This window comes from Variovorax sp. DXTD-1, from assembly GCF_003984625.1.
GTDB lineage: Bacteria > Pseudomonadota > Gammaproteobacteria > Burkholderiales > Burkholderiaceae_C > Variovorax.
Genome location: NZ_RWKH01000001.1, coordinates 231,756 through 249,424, shown reverse-complemented (window position 1 = coordinate 249,424; position 17,669 = coordinate 231,756). Strand labels below are relative to the sequence as shown.

The following is a 17,669-nucleotide window of genomic DNA, read 5'->3' as shown; positions in this document are numbered from 1 at the left end:
TTTCTCTTTAAGACTCAACGCGAGGGTTTTTCCCGGCTTTCTTGGCCTGTCATAGCGGGGTCATACTGCCGCGGTGCAATGTAATCGATTACATAGCACCGCACGATGAGCATTCAATCCGTTGCAGCCAAAGCCGGGGTTTCCGTGGCCACCGTGTCGCGGGCGTTCAACTTCCCCGACAAGGTCACGCCAGCCACGCGTGAGTTGGTGGAACGCGTGGCGCGCGAGCTCCACTACGTGCCCAACGCCAGCGCGCGCACCTTGCGCACCCAGCGCAGCCGCGCATTGGGCGTGGTGCTGCCGACGCTTCTGAATCCGACCTTCGCCGAGTGCTTGCAAGGCATTGCGCGTGCAGCCATGGCAGGCGGCTACGCCATCATTCCCGTCACCACCGGCTACCGGCTCGACGAAGAAGAACGCGCGGTCCATCTGCTGATGGCGGGCAATGTCGACGGGTTGATCCTGGTGGTATCGAACCCCTCCACTTCGGCGGCCCTCGCACGGCTTCGCACCACCGGCACGCCTTATGTGCTGGCCTACAACCGGCACCCTGATCACCCCTGCGTGACCGTCGACGGCGAAGCTGCCGTGGCCGACGCGGTCGCACGCCTGGTACTGCTGGGGCACCGCCGCATCGCCATGGTCAGCGGCACGCTGGCCGCCTCCGACCGGGCGCAGCAGCGCTACCGGGGCTACGAGAAAGGCATGGCCGATGCCGGGCTCGATGCGCCGCCGCTCATCGAGGTGCCCTTCGTCGAAAGCGCGGTCGGTGCGGTCGTCAACGTGTTGCAGGCCGACGATCGTCCCACCGCGCTGGTCTGCTCGAACGACCTGCTCGCCATCCGCAGCATTCGCGCCGCGCACATGAGCGGACTCTCCGTACCCGACGACCTCAGCGTGGTCGGCTTCGACGGCATTGCGCTCGGCGAAGACCTCACGCCGGCGCTCACCACCATCGCGCAACCCAACAGCGACATCGGCCGCCGCAGCGTCGAGTTGCTGATCCAGGCCATGGCCGGCGGCACCACGCTGCAAGCCGACGCGAGCCTGCTGCTGCCTTGCTTCTTCCGCGACGGCGAATCGTGCGCATCCGCACGCGATATCGCCGACGACTGATCACCCCTCTCACCCGCCTCAACCCTTACATCCACATCAAGGAGTTCTTTCATGTCTCTCCGCATCTCCCGCATGGCCCGCCTGGGCTTGCTCACCGCCGCGCTGGTCGCCGCCGGCAGCGCCGTGGCACAGACCGCCATTTGCTACAACTGCCCGACCGAATGGGCCGACTGGGGCACGCAGCTCAAGGCCATCAAGGCCAAAACCGGCATCACCGTGCCGGCCGACAACAAGAACTCGGGCCAGTCGCTCGCGCAGCTCGTCGCCGAGAAGGCCAGCCCCGTGGCCGACGTTACCTACCTGGGCGTGACCTTCGCGGTGCAGGCCCAGAAGGACGGCGTGGTCGAGCCCTACAAGCCGGCAGCGTGGAAAGACATTCCCGACGGCCTGAAGGACCCAGCCGGCAACTGGTTCACCATCCACTCGGGCACGCTCGGCTTCATGGTCAACGTCGATGCGCTAAAGGGCAAGCCGGTTCCCAAGTCATGGGCCGACCTGCTCAAGCCCGAATACAAGGGCCTTGTCGGCTATCTCGACCCCGCATCGGCCTTCGTCGGCTACGTGGGCGCGGTAGCGGTGAACGAAGCACGCGGCGGCACGCTCGACAACTTCGGCCCGGCCATCGACTACTTCAAGGCGCTGCAGAAGAACGAGCCCATCGTGCCGAAGCAAACCTCTTATGCGCGCGTGCTGTCGGGCGAAATCGCGATCCTGCTCGACTACGACTTCAACGCCTACCGCGCGAAGTACAAGGACAAGGCCAACGTCGCTTTCGTCATCCCGAGCGAAGGCACGCTGGCCGTCCCCTACGTGATGAGCCTCGTCGCCAAGGCACCACATGCAGCCGAAGGCAAGAAGGTGCTCGACTTTGTACTTTCCGACGAAGGCCAGGCCATCTGGGCCAAGGCCTACCTGCGGCCGGTGCGCGCTGGTGCGATGCCGAAGGACGTGGAGGCGCAGTTCCTGCCGGCTACCGAGTACGCCCGCGCGAAGAGCGTGGACTATGCGCGCATGGCTGAGGCGCAGCGGGCGTTCTCTGATCGTTACCTCAAGGAAGTGCGCTGAAGTGTCTTGTTCGGGGCGCGCACCCGCCGACGGGGTACCTTTCTCCGCGAATGTCCCCCGGCCTGCGGCCTCCTCCTTTATGTCGCTGCGCAAGGCACCCCGCCAGCGGGTGCGTTGCACGGAGCAGTGGTTGATCAGCGGAACACCACGAACCTGCCCAAGTGCACAGGGCATCGGGTGCTCCGCGCAGCGAAATAAAGGAGGAGGGGCGCAGCCCCGGGGGACATTCGCGGAGGGGAGTACCCGGTGGCCTTTGCACACGCCCTGAACAGCGGCGCCAAGAACAACAACGCCGCAAGACAAGCAACTGAGATGAAGCAACCCAACGCCTGGAACCCACGCTGGCGCCTGCTGGCCTGCGCAGCCCCCGCAGCCGTGTTCTTCGCTGCCTTCTGGCTATTGCCGGTGGTGCGCCTGCTCACGCTGCCCGCGACCAAGGGCTGGTCCACCTACTTCGCGGTGCTGACAGATTCGCGCTACCTCCATAGCATGGTCAACACCGTTGCGCTGTCGGCGGCGGTGACGCTGACGACACTGGTGCTGGGCGCGGCCGTCGGCATCTACCTCGCGCGCCATGCCTTCACAGGCAAGCGCATGCTGCTGTCGCTGCTCACGTTGCCGCTCTCTTTTCCGGGCGTGATCATCGGCTTCTTCGTCATCCTGCTCGGCGGTCGCCAAGGCGTGGTAGCCGACCTCAGCGACAGCCTGTTCGGCGAGCGCATCACCTTCGCGTATGGCCTGCTCGGGCTGTTCCTGGCCTATCTGTACTTCTCGCTGCCACGCGCCATTGCCACCTATGCCGCAGCGGCCGAGGCCATGAACGTGCAGCTCGAAGAAGCCGCGCGCTCGCTCGGTGCCTCGCGCCTGCGCGTGGCTCGCGATGTCTGGATGCCCGAGCTTGCCCCCACTACGCTGGCCTGCGGCGCCATTCTTTTCGCCACGTCGATGGGCGCCTTCGGAACCGCCTTCACGCTCGCCAGCAAGTTCGAGGTGATTCCGATCACCATCTACAACGAGTTCACCAACTACGCCAACTTTGCACTCGCCGCGTCGCTCTCGATTGCGCTGGGCCTCGTGACCTGGCTGGTGCTGTTCGTCGCGCGACGCTTCGGCGCCAACCCGGTCGCACGCTGAACCGAGGAAACGCTCATGCGAAAGAAGAACACGCAACCCAAGGCGCCCTTCCTGCTGGCCATTACCGTGCTCGTGAGCATTTTCATGATCGCACCGATGCTGCTGTCCGTCATGGCCGGTCTGGTCAACAACTACAGCACGGGCTTGAAGAGCGGCCTCACGCTGCGCTGGCTCGGTGAGGTGTGGGAGAACTATGGCGGCACCGTCGGCTGGTCGCTCGCGCTGGCGGCAGCCTGCGTCGTCGGCACCGTGCTGCTGGGCGTGCCCTGCGCCTATGTGCTGGCGCGCAGCCGCTCGCGCGCGGCGCACATCTTCGAGGAACTGCTCACGCTGCCCGTTGCGGTGCCCGGGCTTGCGACCGCACTGGCGCTCATCCTCGCCTACGGCCAGCTCACGGCCTTCCGCCAGAGCTTCGCTTTCATTCTGGTGGGCCACATCGTGTTCACGCTGCCGTTCATGGTGCGCACCGTGAGCTCGGCGTTCCAGCGTGATGACCTGCTCGCGCTCGAGGAAGCCGCCCGTTCGCTGGGCGCGAACTTCGGCCAGCGCTTCATGGGCATCCTGGTGCCGGCCGTGTTCCCCGCCATCGTGGCCGGCAGCCTCATGGTGTTCACGCTCTCGGTGGGCGAGTTCAACCTAACCTGGATGCTGCACACGCCGCTCACGCGCACCCTGCCTGTGGGGCTGGCCGACAGCTATGCCTCGATGCGCATCGAGATCGGGTCGGCCTACACGCTGGTCTTCTTCGCCGTCATTCTTCCGGTGCTGTGGGGGCTGCAGTACCTTGCCAACCTGATGCAGAAACGCCATGGAACTTGAACGCATTCCTATCGACATCGCGAACTGCGCGAAGACCTACGCCGACGGCACGCGCGGCCTGCTGCCGACCGACCTGCACGTGGAAGCGGGCGAAGTGCTCGCGCTGCTCGGCCCCTCCGGCTGCGGCAAGACGACGCTGCTGCGCCTGATTGCGGGACTCGAGGCACCCGACGAAGGCAGCCGCATCGTGTTCGGCGGACAGGACGTGACCGGGCGGCCGGTGGAGCACCGCGGCGTGGGCATGGTGTTCCAGAGCTACGCGCTTTTTCCGCAGATGACGGTGGCCGCCAACATTGGCTACGGCCTTCGCATCCGCGGCGTGGCGCCCGAAGAAGAAAAGCGCGCCGTGGGCGAACTGGTCGACCTGACGCGGCTCGGCGGGCTTGAAAACAAGCGACCCGCCGAGCTCTCCGGCGGCCAGCGCCAGCGCGTGGCCCTGGCGCGCGCGGTTGCCGTGCGCCCGCGCGTGCTGCTGCTCGACGAGCCGCTGGCCGCGCTCGACGCCAAGCTCAAGGAATCGCTGCGCGACGAACTCGCCGAACTGCTGCGGCGGCTGCACATCACGGCCATTCACGTCACGCACGACCAGCAGGAGGCGCTGGCCATTGCCGACCGCCTGGCAGTGATGAGCGCCGGGCGCATCGTGCAGATCGGCCGCGGCGAAGAGCTGTACCGCGCGCCCGCGCATCCCTTCGTGGCGGAGTTCCTGGGCCGGGTGAATCGGCTCACGCGCGAGCCCGACGCCGTTGCGCAAGGCGTTGTCCGACTCGGCGGAAGCACACTGCCTTGCCCACCTGCCTGGCGCGACCATGCGATGCTTCTGGTGCGACCCGAAGACGTGGAAGTGAGCGCGCCCCAGCCCGGCTGGGGGCTTGCCGCCGTCGAACGCCGCACCTTTCTCGGCGACCGCGTGCAGCTGCAGCTGCGCACGCAGGACCAGTCCTTGCTGGTAGCCGATGTAGGCCGCGACACGCCTTTCGGCCCGGGTGATCCGGTCGGCCTTCGCATCCAACCCGATCGCCTGATGACGTCGCAGGAAACCAGCGCATGAACACGGCAACGACACAAGACACCACCTTCCTGGCGCAGCTGACGGACCTGCACATCCGCGAGCCCGGCCGCCTGGCGTACGGCCGCATCGACACCGCGCCTTACCTGGAGCGCGCGGTGCAGTCGGTGCTGCGCCTGCCGCAATTGCCCGACGCGGTGGTGATCACCGGCGACCTGAGCGACTTCGGCCGCGCGGCCGAATACGAGCACCTGGCGCGCCTTCTGGCACCGCTCAACATGCCGGTCTACCTGATGCCCGGCAACCATGACGACCGCGACCAGCTGCGCCGCAGCTTTCCGGGCCACGGCTACCTGGCGGGGGGCGTGGGCTCCGCCGGCTTTGTCCAATACTCGGTGCGCGTGGGCGCGCTGCGCCTGCTGACGCTCGACACCTGCGTGCCGGGCGAGAGCCATGGTGCCCTCTGCAACGAACGGCTGGCGTGGCTGGAGCAACAACTCGAAACCTGCCGGGGGGAGCCCGTGGTCATTGCCATGCACCACCCACCTTTCCAAACCCTGATCGGCCATATGGACGAGATCGGCCTGCTGCAGGGCGCAGAGGCGCTGGAAGCACTGGTCGCGCGGCACCCCAGCGTCGAACGCGTGATCTGCGGCCACCTGCACCGCGCCATCGACGTGCGCTTTGGGGGCACCATTGCATCCACCTCGCCCGCACCGGCCCACCAGGTCTGCCTGGACCTGGCACCCGACGCGGCCTCTGCGTGGACGCTGGAGCCGCCCGGTTTCCGGGTTCACGCCTGGTCTGCGCGCAGCAGGCGGCTGGTCACCCATCTGGCGGCTTCCGGCACATTCGAGGGCCCTTTTCCTTTCCACGACAACGGAGCACTGATCGATTGAGCCCATAGTGTGGAAAATGGGGCTGAAGAAAACGAACCAAAACGAAAAGGATAGAAACCGCCACCCATGAAGCATCTTCTGAACCTGCTCGCCGCCGTCGCACTGCTGGTGTGGGGCACGCACCTCGTTCGAACGGGCGTGCTGCGCGTGTTCGGGGCCAACCTGCGCAAGATCCTCGTGCAGAGCATGCGCAACCGCTTCACCGCCGCGCTGTCGGGCATCGGTGTGACCGCGCTGGTGCAGTCGAGCACGGCCACGTCGCTGATGACTTCGTCCTTCGTGGGGCAGGGCCTGGTCACGCTGCCGGCGGCGCTGGCTGTGATGCGCGGGGCGGATGTCGGCACGGCGCTCATCTCGGTGCTGTTCTCGGCCGACCTCTCCTGGCTCTCGCCGATGTTCATCTTCGTGGGGGTGGTGCTGTTCATCTCCCGTTCGGCCACCGTGGCGGGCCGCGTGGGCCGGGTGCTCATCGGCCTGGGGCTGATGCTGCTGGCGCTGCAGCTGGTGGTGGAAGCCACCGAGCCGCTCTTCTCGGCCCCGACCGTGCGGGCGCTGCTGGCCTCTCTCAGCAGCGACGTGCTGCTCGAAATCACCCTTGGCGCCGCGCTCGCCATCGTGGCGTATTCCAGCCTGGCCGTGGTGCTGCTGGTGGCGGCCATGGCAAGCTCCAACGTGGTTCCGCTCGATGTGGCGCTGGGGCTGGTGCTCGGCGCCAACCTCGGCAGCGGCTTGCTGGCCGTGCTGACCACCGCCAAGTCGGCCATTCCGGTGCGGCAGGTCACGGTAGGCAACCTGCTGTTCAAGGCGCTCGGCGTGGCCATCGTCGCGCCCTTCGTCGGGCTCTGGCTGCGCTACGTGCAGCCCCAGGTGCCGAACGCGACCCACGGCGTGGTGCTGTTCCACCTGGCGTTCAACGTGATCATCAGCGTGGGCTTCATCGGACTCACGCAGTGGGTGGCAACGCTGGTCACCAAGATGCTGCCGGTGCCGCAGCAGCCGGCCACTTCCACGCGGCCGCATCACCTCGACCCCTCGGCGCTTTCAACGCCTTCGCTCGCCATTTCGAATGCGGCGCGCGAGGCGCTGCACCAGGCCGACATCGTGGAGACCATGCTCATCGGCACGCTCGACGTGATTCGCCACAACGACTTGCGCCTGTCGCAGGAGCTGCGGCAGCTCGACGACACGGTGGACGAGCTCTACTCGGCCATCAAGTACTACATGACGCGCATCTCGCGCGAGGCGCTGGGCGAAGAAGAAAGCCGGCGCTGGACCGACATCATCAGCTTCACCATCAACATGGAGCAGATCGGCGACATCATCGAGCGCGTGATCATCGACATCGAAGACAAGAAGATCAAGCCGCAGCGCAACTTCTCTGCCGCGGGCATGGCTGAAATCGTGGAGCTGCACGAGCGGCTGGTGGCCAACCTGCGGCTGAGCATGAGTGTCTTTCTCAACGGCAATGTGCGCGACGCGCAAAAGCTGCTCGAAGAAAAAGCCCGCTTCCGCGACCTCGAGCGGGCCTATGCCACCACCCACCTCGACCGGCTGTCCGACCGCACCACGCTGAGCATCGAAACCAGCTCGCTGCACATCGACCTGATCAGCGACCTGAAGCGCATCAACTCGCACATCTGCTCCATCGCCTACCCGATCCTCGAGTCGGCGGGCGCACTGGCGCCCAGCCGGCTGCGTGAATCGCGGCTGGGGAAGATCGAGGGCTGATTTTTTGAGGGGCGCGGCCTGCACGCGCAGGCCGCCACGCAAGCGTCAGTGCGCAGCCGAGAACGCTGAGCGCATGAACTGCTCCTGGCGGCGGCGCAGGCAGAAGTCGATCAGGTCGTCGATCTCCGTGGCCTTGTCGAACACCGCATCGGCGCCGAGCTGGGTGCACTTGCGGCGCATTTCGGGGGTGAGATGGTTGCTGAGCACCACCATCTTCTGCGCCGGTTCACGGTTGCGGCAGGCCTCGAGCACGCTGAACCCCGTGCCGTCCTTCAGGAACAGGTCGACGATGGCAAGGTCCCATTGCGCGAGGTTGCTCGTCAGCCAACGCGTACCTTCCCGCTCCGATTCCGCTTGGCCCACGGGGTCGACCCTGGCCACTTCCCGCAAGGTGCCCAACAGGTTTTCGCGGATGGTGGGGTTGTCCTCGACAACAAAGGTTCTAACGGTGTCCATGGCGGCGGCGATCCTCGGGCTTTCTAGCAGGCTACAAATTGCGCGCCGGACAAGACGAAGGCATGACACCCCATCGCGGGTAGGACAAGGCTGGCCCGTCGCCGGGCCGGCCGTGGCCCACTACCAGAGCGTCAGAGCGTGAGGATCGTGCAGCCGGTGGTCTTGCGCGCTTCGAGGTCGCGGTGCGCCTGCTGCACGTCGGCCAATGCATAGCGCTGGTCGATCGGGATCTTCACCGCGCCGCTCTGCGCCACCGCGAACAGGTCGTCCGCCATGGCCTGCGTGCTCTCGCGCGTGGAAATGTGCGTGAACAGCGTCGGGCGCGTCACGTAGAGCGAGCCCTTCGAGGCCAGCGTGCCAAGGCTGATCGGTGGCACGGGGCCCGAGCCGTTGCCGAACACTGCCAGCAAACCGAACGGGCGCAGGCACTCGATCGAGGCTTCCCAGGTGTCCTTGCCGACCGAGTCGTACACCACCTTCACGCCCTTGCCGCCCGTGATCTCCTTCACCCGGGCCGCGAAGTTCTCGGTGCTGTAGTTGATGGCATGCGCCGCGCCATGCTCGAGCGCAAGCTTGCACTTGGCGTCGCTGCCGGCCGTGCCAATCAGCTGCAGCCCCAGCGCCTTGGCCCATTGGCACGCGATGAGCCCGACCCCGCCGGCCGCGGCGTGGAACAGCACGAAGTCGCCGGGCTGCAACCCTTCCGCCGGCAGCGTCTTCTTGAGCAGGTATTGCGCCGTGAGCCCCTTGAGCATCATCGCCGCGCCGGTTTCGAACGAAATGGCATCGGGCAACTTGCAGACGCACTTGGCCGGCATGACGCGCAGCTCGCTGTAGGCGCCCGGGGGCTGGCTCGCATAGGCGGCGCGGTCGCCCGCCTTGAGGTGCGTAACGCCCTCGCCCACCGCCTCGACCACGCCCGAGGCTTCCATGCCCAGCTGCAAGGGCATCTGGAAAGGGTAGAGGCCGCTGCGCTGATAGGTGTCGATGAAGTTCAGGCCCACGGCCTTGTGGCGAATGCGTATTTCGCCGGGCCCCGGCTCGCCGACCTCCACGTCGACGATCTTCAGTTCCTCGGGGCCGCCATGGCGGTCGATACGGACGGCTTTGCTCATCATCTTTGCGGTCTCCAAGCATGCGGAAAAAGAAGACGCGCATCGTGCCACGTTTGGCCTTTCCGCGGCGGCGGCGGGCAATGCCCGGTAGAGTCGGCGGCCATGCAGATCCAGCAACGCCTCACACCGACGACCGTCTTCCTGCTCATCGTGCCGCCGCTGCTGTGGGCCGGCAATGCGGTGGTCGGCCGCATGGTGCGCGAGCTGGTGTCGCCGCTCACGCTGAACTTCGTGCGTTGGGTCATTGCCTTCGTGCTGTTGCTGCCGCTTGCATGGCCCGTGCTGCGCCCCGGGAGCCCGATGTGGGCGCACTGGAAGCGCTACGCGGTACTGGGGCTGCTCGGCATCGGCTGCTACAACGCCTTCCAGTACTTGGCGCTACAGACCTCCACGCCGATCAACGTCACGCTCGTCGGCTCCAGCCTGCCGCTGTGGATGCTCGCGACGGGTGCCGTTTTCTTCGGGGCCCGCGTCAGCGGTCGCGAAATCGGCGGCTCGCTGCTTTCGATGCTTGGCGTGCTGCTGGTGCTGAGCCGGGGCGAATGGCGGCAGCTGCTTGCGCTGCGCCTGGTGCCGGGCGACCTGTACATGATCCTGGGCACCATTGCCTGGGCGTTCTACAGCTGGATACTGGCCCGCACGCGGGAGCCTCAAACCGTGCGGCAAGACTGGGCCGCGTTTCTCATGGCGCAAATGGTGTTCGGCCTCGCGTGGTCGGGCGCGTTCGCGGCCGGCGAATGGACCCTGGCAGACGCCCGCATCGTGCCGGGCTGGCCCCTGTTCGCCGCCCTGGCCTTCATCGGCATCGGACCCGCCGTATTGGCCTACCGCTGCTGGGGCAGCGGCGTGCAGCATGCCGGCCCGCAGGCGGCGAGCTTCTTCATGAACCTCACGCCGCTTTTCGCCGCGCTGTTGTCCGCCGCGTTCCTGGGTGAGCCGCCGCACTGGTACCACGGCGCGGCCTTCTTGCTGATCGTGGGCGGAATCGTGGTCTCATCGTCTAGACGTTGAGACCACGACGCGGGCTCAATAAGTGCCGGGGTAGGCGCCGCCGTCGGCCAGCACGTTCTGCCCGGTCATGTAGCCGGCCTGCATGCTGCAGAGAAAGGCGCAGATGGCGCCAAACTCGGCCGGCGTGCCGAAGCGCTTGGCCGGGATGTTCTTCTTGCGGGCTTCCCACACGGTGTCGAAGTCCTGGCCGGTCTTCTGGGCCGTGCCGGCCATCGTGCCCTTGAGGCGATCGGTGTCGAAGGAACCCGGCAACAGGTTGTTGATGGTCACGCCCTGCGCCGCGATGGAGGTGCGTGCGACGCCCGCCACGAAGCCCGTCAGGCCGCTGCGCGCACCGTTCGAGAGGCCGAGGATGTCGATGGGCGACTTCACCGAACTCGAGGTGATGTTGACGATGCGCCCGAAGCCGCGCCGGGCCATGCCGTCGACCGTGGCCTTGATGAGCTCGATGGGCGTGAGCATGTTGGCGTCGACCGCCTTGATCCACGCCTCGCGGTCCCAGTTGCGGAAATCGCCGGGAGGCGGCCCGCCGGCGTTGGTCACGACGATGTCGAAGTCGTGGCCCAGCGCAAACACGGCCGCGCGGCCCGCCTCGGTGGTGATGTCGGCGGCCACGTGCTTGACGAAGGGCGCCGGCGAACCGGCCGCTGCCGCGGCCAGCCTGGCCGCCGCCGCTTCGAGCGCCTCGGCGCCGCGCGCCACGATCACCACGTTCACGCCTTCGCGCACCAGCGCTTCAGCGCAGCCGTAGCCTAGTCCCTTGCTCGCGCCGCATACCAGCGCGGTCTTTCCTGCAATGCCCAGATCCATGTTGCTTCTCCTGAACTGCAGGGGCGCTAGCGCCCCGTGCGTGTGAAAACGAAGATGCCCGCAATCACGAGCACCGTGCCGGCCGCGATCCACGCGGTGAACGGCTCGTCGAGTATGACCACCCCCATGAGGATGGTCGAAAGAGGCCCGATCATGCCGGTTTGCGCGGCCATGGCCGGACCGATGCGCTCGATGGCCATCATGACCATCAGGACAGGCACCGCCGTGCAGAGCGTGGCGTTGAGCACAGACAGCCAGATGACCTCGGGCGCCACCTGCATCGCAACACTCACCGGCCGCATCAGCACGAACTGCAGGATGCACAGCACGCAGGCCACGGTGGTGGCCAGGCCCACCAGCCGCAGCGACCCGAGGCGCTTGACGAACTCGCCGCTGTAGACGAGGTAGCCCGCATAGCTCACGGCGCTCAGGAACACCAGGAACGCGCCCCAGGCCGCGGCCCCTCCGCCCTTGCCGTCGCCGCCCGTCCAGAGCTCGTGCCCGAAGACCAGCAGCACGCCGGCGTAGCTCACGATCATGCCGAGCACCTGGGGACGCGTCGCGCGCCGCCGGTACAGGAGCCAGCCGAACAGCAGCACCAGCGTCGGGTTGAGATAGAGGATCAGCCGCTCGAAGCTGGCCGAGATGTAGGCGAGCCCCGCGAAGTCGAGGAAGCTCGCGAGGTAGTAGCCCGAGAAGCCGAGCCCCACCACCCCGAGCCAGTCGCGCAAGGTGAGCGCAGGCTTGCCGCGGCCGGCCCACCACGCCATGACGGCGAAGAGCGGCAGCGCGAACAGCATGCGCAGCATGATCAGCGTGACGGCATCGACGCCATGGCGGTAGGCCAGCTTGACGATGATGGCCTTGCCGCTGAACGCAATGGCGCCCAGCGAGGCGAGGACGAGGCCGGGCGCAATGCTCTTTGCGCCGCTCCGGGCAGTGGGAATGCCGGTCGGTACAGCGGACTTGGTCATCCCTCGATCATCGCGTGGCGGTCAAAAACCTGCAGCGAGGCCGTCGCGGCGCGGATCGCTGGCGGCCACGTAGCCTTCGACCGACGGATCGCCCGCGCGCCAGATGAACTGGCCGGCCCCGAAGTCCTGGTAGGAGTCGTTGATCACGTCGAGCTGGTGACCCAGATCGCGCAGGCCCTGCACCGTGCCCGGATTCATCGCGGCTTCGACGTTGAGCTCGAGCCCCGCGTTGAAGCGCCAGCGCGGCGCGTCGCAGGCGGCCTGCGGGTTCTGCTTGTAGTCGAGCATGCGCACCAGCGTCTGCATGTGGCCTTGCGGCTGCATGTTGCCGCCCATCACGCCGAAACTCATGACCGGCTGGCCGTCCTTTGTGAGGAAGGCCGGGATGATGGTGTGGAACGGACGCTTGCCCGGGGCCACGACGTTCGGGCTCTCGGCCTTGAGGCTGAAGCCGTGGCCGCGGTTCTGCAGGCTGATGCCGAATTCGGGCTCCACGCAGCCCGAGCCGAAGCCCATGTAGTTGCTCTGGATGAAGCTCACCATCATGCCGCTCTCGTCGGCGGCGGTGAGGTAGATGGTGCCGCCCTTCACGGGGTTGCCGGCCTTGAAGTCCTGTGCCTTTTTCACGTCGATGAGTCTCGCACGCGATGCCAGGTACGCGTCATCGAGCATTTGCGCGGGGGTCACCGTCATCGACGATGGCTCCGACACGTAGCGGTACACGTCGGCAAAGGCCAGCTTCATGGCCTCGATCTGCAGGTGCTGCGAAGCCACCGAGTCGACCGGCAGCGAAGCGATGTCGAACTTCTCGAGAATGCCGAGTGCGATCAGCGCCGCGATGCCTTGCCCGTTGGGCGGAATCTCGTGCAGCGTATGGCCGCGGTAGTCGCGCGAAATCGGCTTGACCCATTCTGGCTGGTAGGCCGACAGGTCCGCCACGGTGAGCGCGCCGCCCTGCTCTTTCGAAAACCTGGCGAGCGCTTCGGCGATCTCACCGTTGTAGTAGGCCTCGCCCTTGGTGCGGGCAATGGCCTTGAGCGCACGCGCGGCGGCCGGAAAACGAAACAGCTCGCCAATCTCGGGTGCGCGGCCCCAGGGCAGAAAGGCTTGCGCAAAGCCCGGCTGCGACTCGAGGAGCGAGGTGGCCGCCAACCACTTGCCTTGCACCACCGGCGGAACCAGATAGCCGCGCTCGGCAATGTCGATGGCCGGCGCCAGCAGGTCGGCAAAAGGCAGCTTGCCGAAGCGGTCGCTCAGCGCCGCCCAACTGCGCACGGCGCCCGGAACCGTGACCGAGTCGATGCCGCGCGTGGGCGGAGTGGCGGCGTCGGCGCCGTACTTGGCCTTGAAGTATTCGGGTGTCCAGGCCTTGGGCGCGGGACCGGAGCCGTTCAGGCCATGCAGTTCCTTGCCGTCCCACAGGATGCAGAACGCGTCGCTGCCAAGGCCGTTGCTCACCGGTTCGACCAGAGTCATCACGGCCGCCGTGGCAACCGCCGCATCGACAGCGTTGCCACCCTGCTGCAGCATGCGCAGCCCTGCCTGCGAAGCCAGCGGGTGCGAGGTCGACACCACGTTGCGCGCGAAGATCGGAATGCGCGTGGAGAGATAGGGATTGTTGAAGTCGAAGTTCATGGGATGTCTCGCTATTCGTTGGTGATCTTGCGTTCGACCACGATTTTTTTCCACTTGGCGGCGTCGGTGGCCACCATCTTCGCGAAGTGCTCGGGCGTTCCGGCCGCAGCGGGCTCGATGCCCAGGCGCGAAAGCTTGTCCTTCACCTCGGGATCGGCCAGCGCCTCGTTGGCGGCCTTGTTGACGCGCGCCACGATGTCGGCCGGCAGCCCCTTCGGGCCGTAGAAGCCGAACCAGGTGTTCGACTCGTAGCCCGGCAGCGTGTCGGCAATGGGCGGCAGCTCCGGTGCCAGCGGGCTGCGCTTGAGCGTGGTGACTCCCAGCGCGCGCAGGCGGCCGTCGCGCACGTGCGGCATGCCGGTGGGCAGCGAGTCGAACAGCACGTCGATCTTTCCGCTGATCAGGTCGGGAATGGCAAGCGCCGTGCCCTTGTAGGGAATGTGCGTGACGAACACGCCGGCCTGCGCCTTGAACAGCTCCGCCGTGAGCTGCACGATGGTGCCGTTGCCGCTCGAGGCGTAGTTGAGCTTGCCGGGGTTCTTTTTCGCGAAATCGATCCACTCGCGCACGGTCTTCGCGGGCGAGTTGACCGGCACCAGCATGATGCTCGGCGCGTCGCCCACGTGCGCGATGGGCGTGAAGTCGCGCACCGTGTCGTAGGGTAGCTTGCTGGTGATGGCCGGCCCGATCGAATGCGTACTGGTGGTGGCCAGCAGCAGCGTGTAGCCGTCGGCCGGCGCCTTGGAGACCAAGTCGGACCCGATGGCGCCTCCGGCACCGGGCTTGTTGTCGATGACCAGCATGGCGCCGAGCTTGTCGCCCATCTTCTGCCCGAGCGTGCGTGCGAAGAGATCGGTGGCGCCGCCCGCAGGGAACGGCACCACGAGCCGCACCGGCTTGTTCGGATAGCCCTGAGCCAGGCTGGCGGACGATGCAGCCATGCAAAGCGCGACGGCAACCCCTTGAAGGAACTGGATTCGTTTCATGGTGCTGGATTCTGGCCCGTGGAGAAAACCTTGCATGCTATGCAGGCGCCGCGCATCAAGCCAGATAATCCTTGTTATTCAACTATGAGCACGGCTTATGGCAAGGAACGCCACGGAAGAAGTCTCGCTGCAGCAGTTGCGGGCGCTGGCGGCGGTGGCCGAATCGGGCAGCTTCACGCTGGCGGCGGAAACACTGCAGCTGACGCAGCCCGCGATCAGCCACTTGGTCAAGCGCATGGAAGAACAGATCGGGCAGCCGCTGGTCGTGCGGGGCCGGCGCATCCAGCTGACGAGCGCGGGCCAGGTGATGGTCGAGACGGCGGTGCGCGCGCTGCGGCTCATCGATGAATCGGTGGACGCTTGCCGTTCGCAGTCGCAGTTGCGCGAAGGGCGCGTGGTACTGGCGGTGGGGCATCTGACGGCCGGCGCCTTGCTGCCGCCGATGCTCGGCCGCTTTTCGCAGAAGCACCCCACGCTGGCCACCACGCTGCTCGACAGCACTGCGGAGCAGATGATTTCGCGCCTGCTCTCGCAGGAGGCCGACCTGGGCTTTGGCTCGGACATCGGGCAGAAGCATTCGGAGCTGGCGACCGAGCCGTTGTTCACGGAGCGCATGGCTCTTTTCGTGCGCGAGGACCATCCGCTGGCGCAGCGCGTGGTGGTCGACGCCAGGCACCTGGAGGCGTTGCCGTTCATCCACGTGAACCCCGACGCCAATGTGTGGCGCTCGGTGAGCCGCCAACTGTCGAGCATGGCGAATGTGTACCCCCACGTGGTTCATCACGTGTCGATGCTGTCGACGGCCTTCGGCCTGATCCAGGCAGGTGCCGGGGTGGCGCTGCTGCCGCGTTATGTCGAAGTGTTGATGCCCGGAAATCTACGTGCAGTGGCGGTCACGCGGCCGACTCTGGAATACCCGGTAGTAGCCGTTCGGCTGGCCAAACACCCGCTCAGCCCTGCCGCGCTGGCCTTCCTGGCCATGGCTCGGCAGTACATGAAACCACCGAGAGCTGGCAAGCCATAGGTTTTGTTAATTCGTATCGTGGCGCGATCAGCGTCGACATTCAGGGCGGCGCACCCGCCGACGGGGCACCTTTCTCCGCGAATGCCCCCCGGCCTGCGGCCTCCTCCTTTATTTCGCTGCGCAAGGCACCCCATCGACGGGAGCGTTGCACAGAGCGGTGGTTGATCAGCGGTGCACCAGCAGCGTGCCCCAGTGCACAGGGCATCGGGTGCTCCGCGCAGCGAAATAAAGGAGGAGCCGAAGGCGGGGGACATTCGCGGAGGGGAGTACCCGGTGGCCTGTGCACACGCCCTGAAGCAACGCCCAAAACAAAGCACAAATAAAAACGGCGCCCAAAAGGCGCCGTTTCGATAAAGCCGGAAGACCGAAATCAGTCCTCGACGAAAGCTTCTTCGCGTTTCGCCTTCACCGCCGGCAACAGCACAATCACCAGCAGCAATGCAGCGGCAAGCAGCAGTCCGAGCGAGATCGGACGCGTGACGAACACGCTCCAGTCACCGCGCGAGAGCAGCAGCGAGCGGCGCAGGTTCTCTTCCATCATTGGCCCCAGGATGAAGCCCAGCAGCAACGGTGCAGGCTCGCAACCCAGCTTGAAGAAGGTGTAGCCCACAAAACCGAAGATGCCCACCATCCAGATGTCCCACGTGTTGTTGTTCGTGGAGTACACGCCAATGGCACAGAACAGCACAATCGCGGGGAACAGGAACTTGTAGGGCACCGTCAGCAACTTGATCCACATGCCGATCAGCGGCAGGTTCAGGATCACGAGCATTGCATTGCCGAGCCACATCGAGGCGATCAGGCCCCAGAACAGCTCGGGGTTGCTGGTCATCACCTGCGGGCCCGGCTGGATGTTGTGGATCGTCATGGCGCCCACCATCAGCGCCATTACCGCGTTGGGCGGAATGCCCAGCGTGAGCAGCGGAATGAAGGAGGTCTGCGCACCCGCGTTGTTGGCCGCCTCGGGAGCTGCCACGCCGCGGATGTTGCCCTTGCCGAAGGGCACTTCGCCCGGATGCAGCTTGGTCTTCTTCTCGATGGTGTAGGCCGCAAAGGCCGACAGCAACGCACCGCCACCGGGCAGGATGCCGAGCGACGAGCCCAGTGCCGTGCCGCGCAGCACGGCGGGGATCATGCGCTTGAAGTCTTCCTTGGTCGGGAACAGGCCCGAGACCTTGGCGGTGAACACTTCGCGCTCGTCGTCGGGACGCGAAAGGTTGGCAATGATTTCGCCGTAGCCGAACACGCCCATGGCGATGGCCACGAAGCCAATGCCGTCGGTCAGCTCCGGAACGTCGAAGCTGTAGCGCGCCACGCCCGAGTTGACGTCGGTGCCCACCAGGCCCAGCAGCAGGCCCAGCACGATCATGCCGATGGCCTTGAGCAGCGAGCCCGAGGCCAGCACCACGGCGCCGATCAGGCCCAGGATCATCAGCGAGAAGTATTCGGCGGGGCCGAACTTGAAGGCCAGTTCAGTGAGCGGCGGCGCAAAGGCCGCCAGGATCAGCGTGCCCACGCAACCGGCGAAGAACGAGCCCAGGCCCGCAGCGGCGAGCGCCGGGCCTGCACGGCCCTTGCGCGCCATCTGGTAGCCGTCGATCACGGTCACCACCGACGACGATTCGCCCGGCAGGTTCACCAGAATCGCGGTGGTCGAGCCGCCGTATTGCGCGCCGTAATAGATACCGGCCAGCATGATCAGCGCCGACACGGGCGGCAGCGCGTAGGTGGCGGGCAGCAGCATTGCGATGGTCGCAACCGGGCCGATGCCCGGCAGCACGCCGATCAGCGTGCCCAGGATACAGCCGCCAAGGCAGTACAGCAGGTTCGTGAAGGTAAAGGCAACGCCAAAACCCATCGAGAGGTGGTCAATCAATTCCATGTGAGC

General features: G+C 66.2%; 16 protein-coding genes. 9 read left to right on the top strand and 7 right to left on the bottom strand.

The genetic code is table 11. The features are described 5' to 3' along the window. Positions 1 to 105: 105 nt before the first annotated feature. The 7 genes from EJI00_RS01170 (at position 106) to EJI00_RS01140 (ending at position 7,770) form a co-directional block, all read left to right on the top strand. On the top strand, positions 106 to 1,116 hold the full coding sequence (locus tag EJI00_RS01170) for a LacI family DNA-binding transcriptional regulator (RefSeq protein ID WP_126745633.1): 1,011 nt from the start codon (positions 106 to 108) through the stop codon (positions 1,114 to 1,116). A gap of 51 nt (positions 1,117 to 1,167) precedes the next feature. After that, positions 1,168 to 2,181 (top strand): ABC transporter substrate-binding protein, encoded by a 1,014-nt coding sequence (locus EJI00_RS01165; RefSeq protein ID WP_126745632.1) that lies wholly within the window; start codon positions 1,168 to 1,170, stop codon positions 2,179 to 2,181. Between the two features lie 312 nt (positions 2,182 to 2,493). Continuing rightward, complete coding sequence (locus EJI00_RS01160) at positions 2,494 to 3,315, top strand: ABC transporter permease (protein WP_126745631.1); 822 nt, start codon at positions 2,494 to 2,496, stop codon at positions 3,313 to 3,315. 15 nt (positions 3,316 to 3,330) lie between these two features. After that, a complete protein-coding gene (locus EJI00_RS01155; protein ID WP_126745630.1) occupies positions 3,331 to 4,134 on the top strand; it encodes an ABC transporter permease in 804 nt (267 codons plus the stop codon). Continuing rightward, positions 4,124 to 5,185 carry an ABC transporter ATP-binding protein gene (locus tag EJI00_RS01150; protein WP_126745629.1) on the top strand — a complete coding sequence of 354 codons (1,062 nt, stop codon included), beginning with the start codon at positions 4,124 to 4,126 and terminating at the stop codon, positions 5,183 to 5,185. Before EJI00_RS01155 ends, EJI00_RS01150 begins: the two co-directional genes overlap by 11 nt. Continuing rightward, entirely contained in the window at positions 5,182 to 6,042 is an 861-nt protein-coding gene (locus EJI00_RS01145) for a phosphodiesterase (protein ID WP_126745628.1), read from the top strand. Before EJI00_RS01150 ends, EJI00_RS01145 begins: the two co-directional genes overlap by 4 nt. Before the next feature lie 66 nt (positions 6,043 to 6,108). Next, positions 6,109 to 7,770: a Na/Pi cotransporter family protein gene (locus EJI00_RS01140; RefSeq protein WP_126745627.1), complete on the top strand. Its 1,662-nt coding sequence runs from the start codon at positions 6,109 to 6,111 to the stop codon at positions 7,768 to 7,770. A 45-nt stretch (positions 7,771 to 7,815) separates the two neighbouring features. On the opposite strand, the gene EJI00_RS01135 is transcribed toward EJI00_RS01140, so the two are convergent. Beyond that, on the bottom strand, positions 7,816 to 8,226 hold the full coding sequence (locus EJI00_RS01135; RefSeq protein ID WP_126745626.1) for a response regulator: 411 nt from the start codon (positions 8,224 to 8,226) through the stop codon (positions 7,816 to 7,818). Between the two features lie 131 nt (positions 8,227 to 8,357). Then, positions 8,358 to 9,341: a quinone oxidoreductase family protein gene (locus tag EJI00_RS01130; RefSeq protein ID WP_126745810.1), complete on the bottom strand. Its 984-nt coding sequence runs from the start codon at positions 9,339 to 9,341 to the stop codon at positions 8,358 to 8,360. Positions 9,342 to 9,443: 102 nt separating this feature from the next. Between EJI00_RS01130 and EJI00_RS01125 the strand changes: the two genes are divergently transcribed. Beyond that, positions 9,444 to 10,352 (top strand): DMT family transporter, encoded by a 909-nt coding sequence (locus tag EJI00_RS01125; protein WP_126745625.1) that lies wholly within the window; start codon positions 9,444 to 9,446, stop codon positions 10,350 to 10,352. 15 nt (positions 10,353 to 10,367) lie between these two features. On the opposite strand, the gene EJI00_RS01120 is transcribed toward EJI00_RS01125, so the two are convergent. The 4 genes from EJI00_RS01120 to EJI00_RS01105 are packed head-to-tail and all read right to left on the bottom strand — an operon-like array spanning position 10,368 to position 14,757. Next, positions 10,368 to 11,162, bottom strand: a complete 795-nt coding sequence (locus EJI00_RS01120; RefSeq protein ID WP_126745624.1) for an SDR family oxidoreductase — start codon at positions 11,160 to 11,162, stop codon at positions 10,368 to 10,370. A gap of 26 nt (positions 11,163 to 11,188) precedes the next feature. Continuing rightward, positions 11,189 to 12,136, bottom strand: coding sequence for a DMT family transporter (locus EJI00_RS01115; protein ID WP_126745623.1), 948 nt, complete (start codon positions 12,134 to 12,136; stop codon positions 11,189 to 11,191). Between the two features lie 21 nt (positions 12,137 to 12,157). Beyond that, entirely contained in the window at positions 12,158 to 13,771 is a 1,614-nt protein-coding gene (locus tag EJI00_RS01110) for a gamma-glutamyltransferase family protein (protein ID WP_126745622.1), read from the bottom strand. A gap of 11 nt (positions 13,772 to 13,782) precedes the next feature. Beyond that, on the bottom strand, positions 13,783 to 14,757 hold the full coding sequence (locus tag EJI00_RS01105) for a Bug family tripartite tricarboxylate transporter substrate binding protein (RefSeq protein ID WP_126745621.1): 975 nt from the start codon (positions 14,755 to 14,757) through the stop codon (positions 13,783 to 13,785). A gap of 97 nt (positions 14,758 to 14,854) precedes the next feature. Here EJI00_RS01105 and EJI00_RS01100 point away from each other — a divergent pair, with 97 nt between their 5' ends. Then, positions 14,855 to 15,781, top strand: coding sequence for a LysR family transcriptional regulator (locus EJI00_RS01100; RefSeq protein ID WP_126745620.1), 927 nt, complete (start codon positions 14,855 to 14,857; stop codon positions 15,779 to 15,781). 370 nt (positions 15,782 to 16,151) lie between these two features. Here the strand turns inward: EJI00_RS01100 and EJI00_RS01095 are convergent, their stop codons facing one another. Further along, positions 16,152 to 17,663 (bottom strand): tripartite tricarboxylate transporter permease, encoded by a 1,512-nt coding sequence (locus tag EJI00_RS01095; protein WP_124957338.1) that lies wholly within the window; start codon positions 17,661 to 17,663, stop codon positions 16,152 to 16,154. Between the last annotated feature and the right edge of the window lie 6 nt (positions 17,664 to 17,669).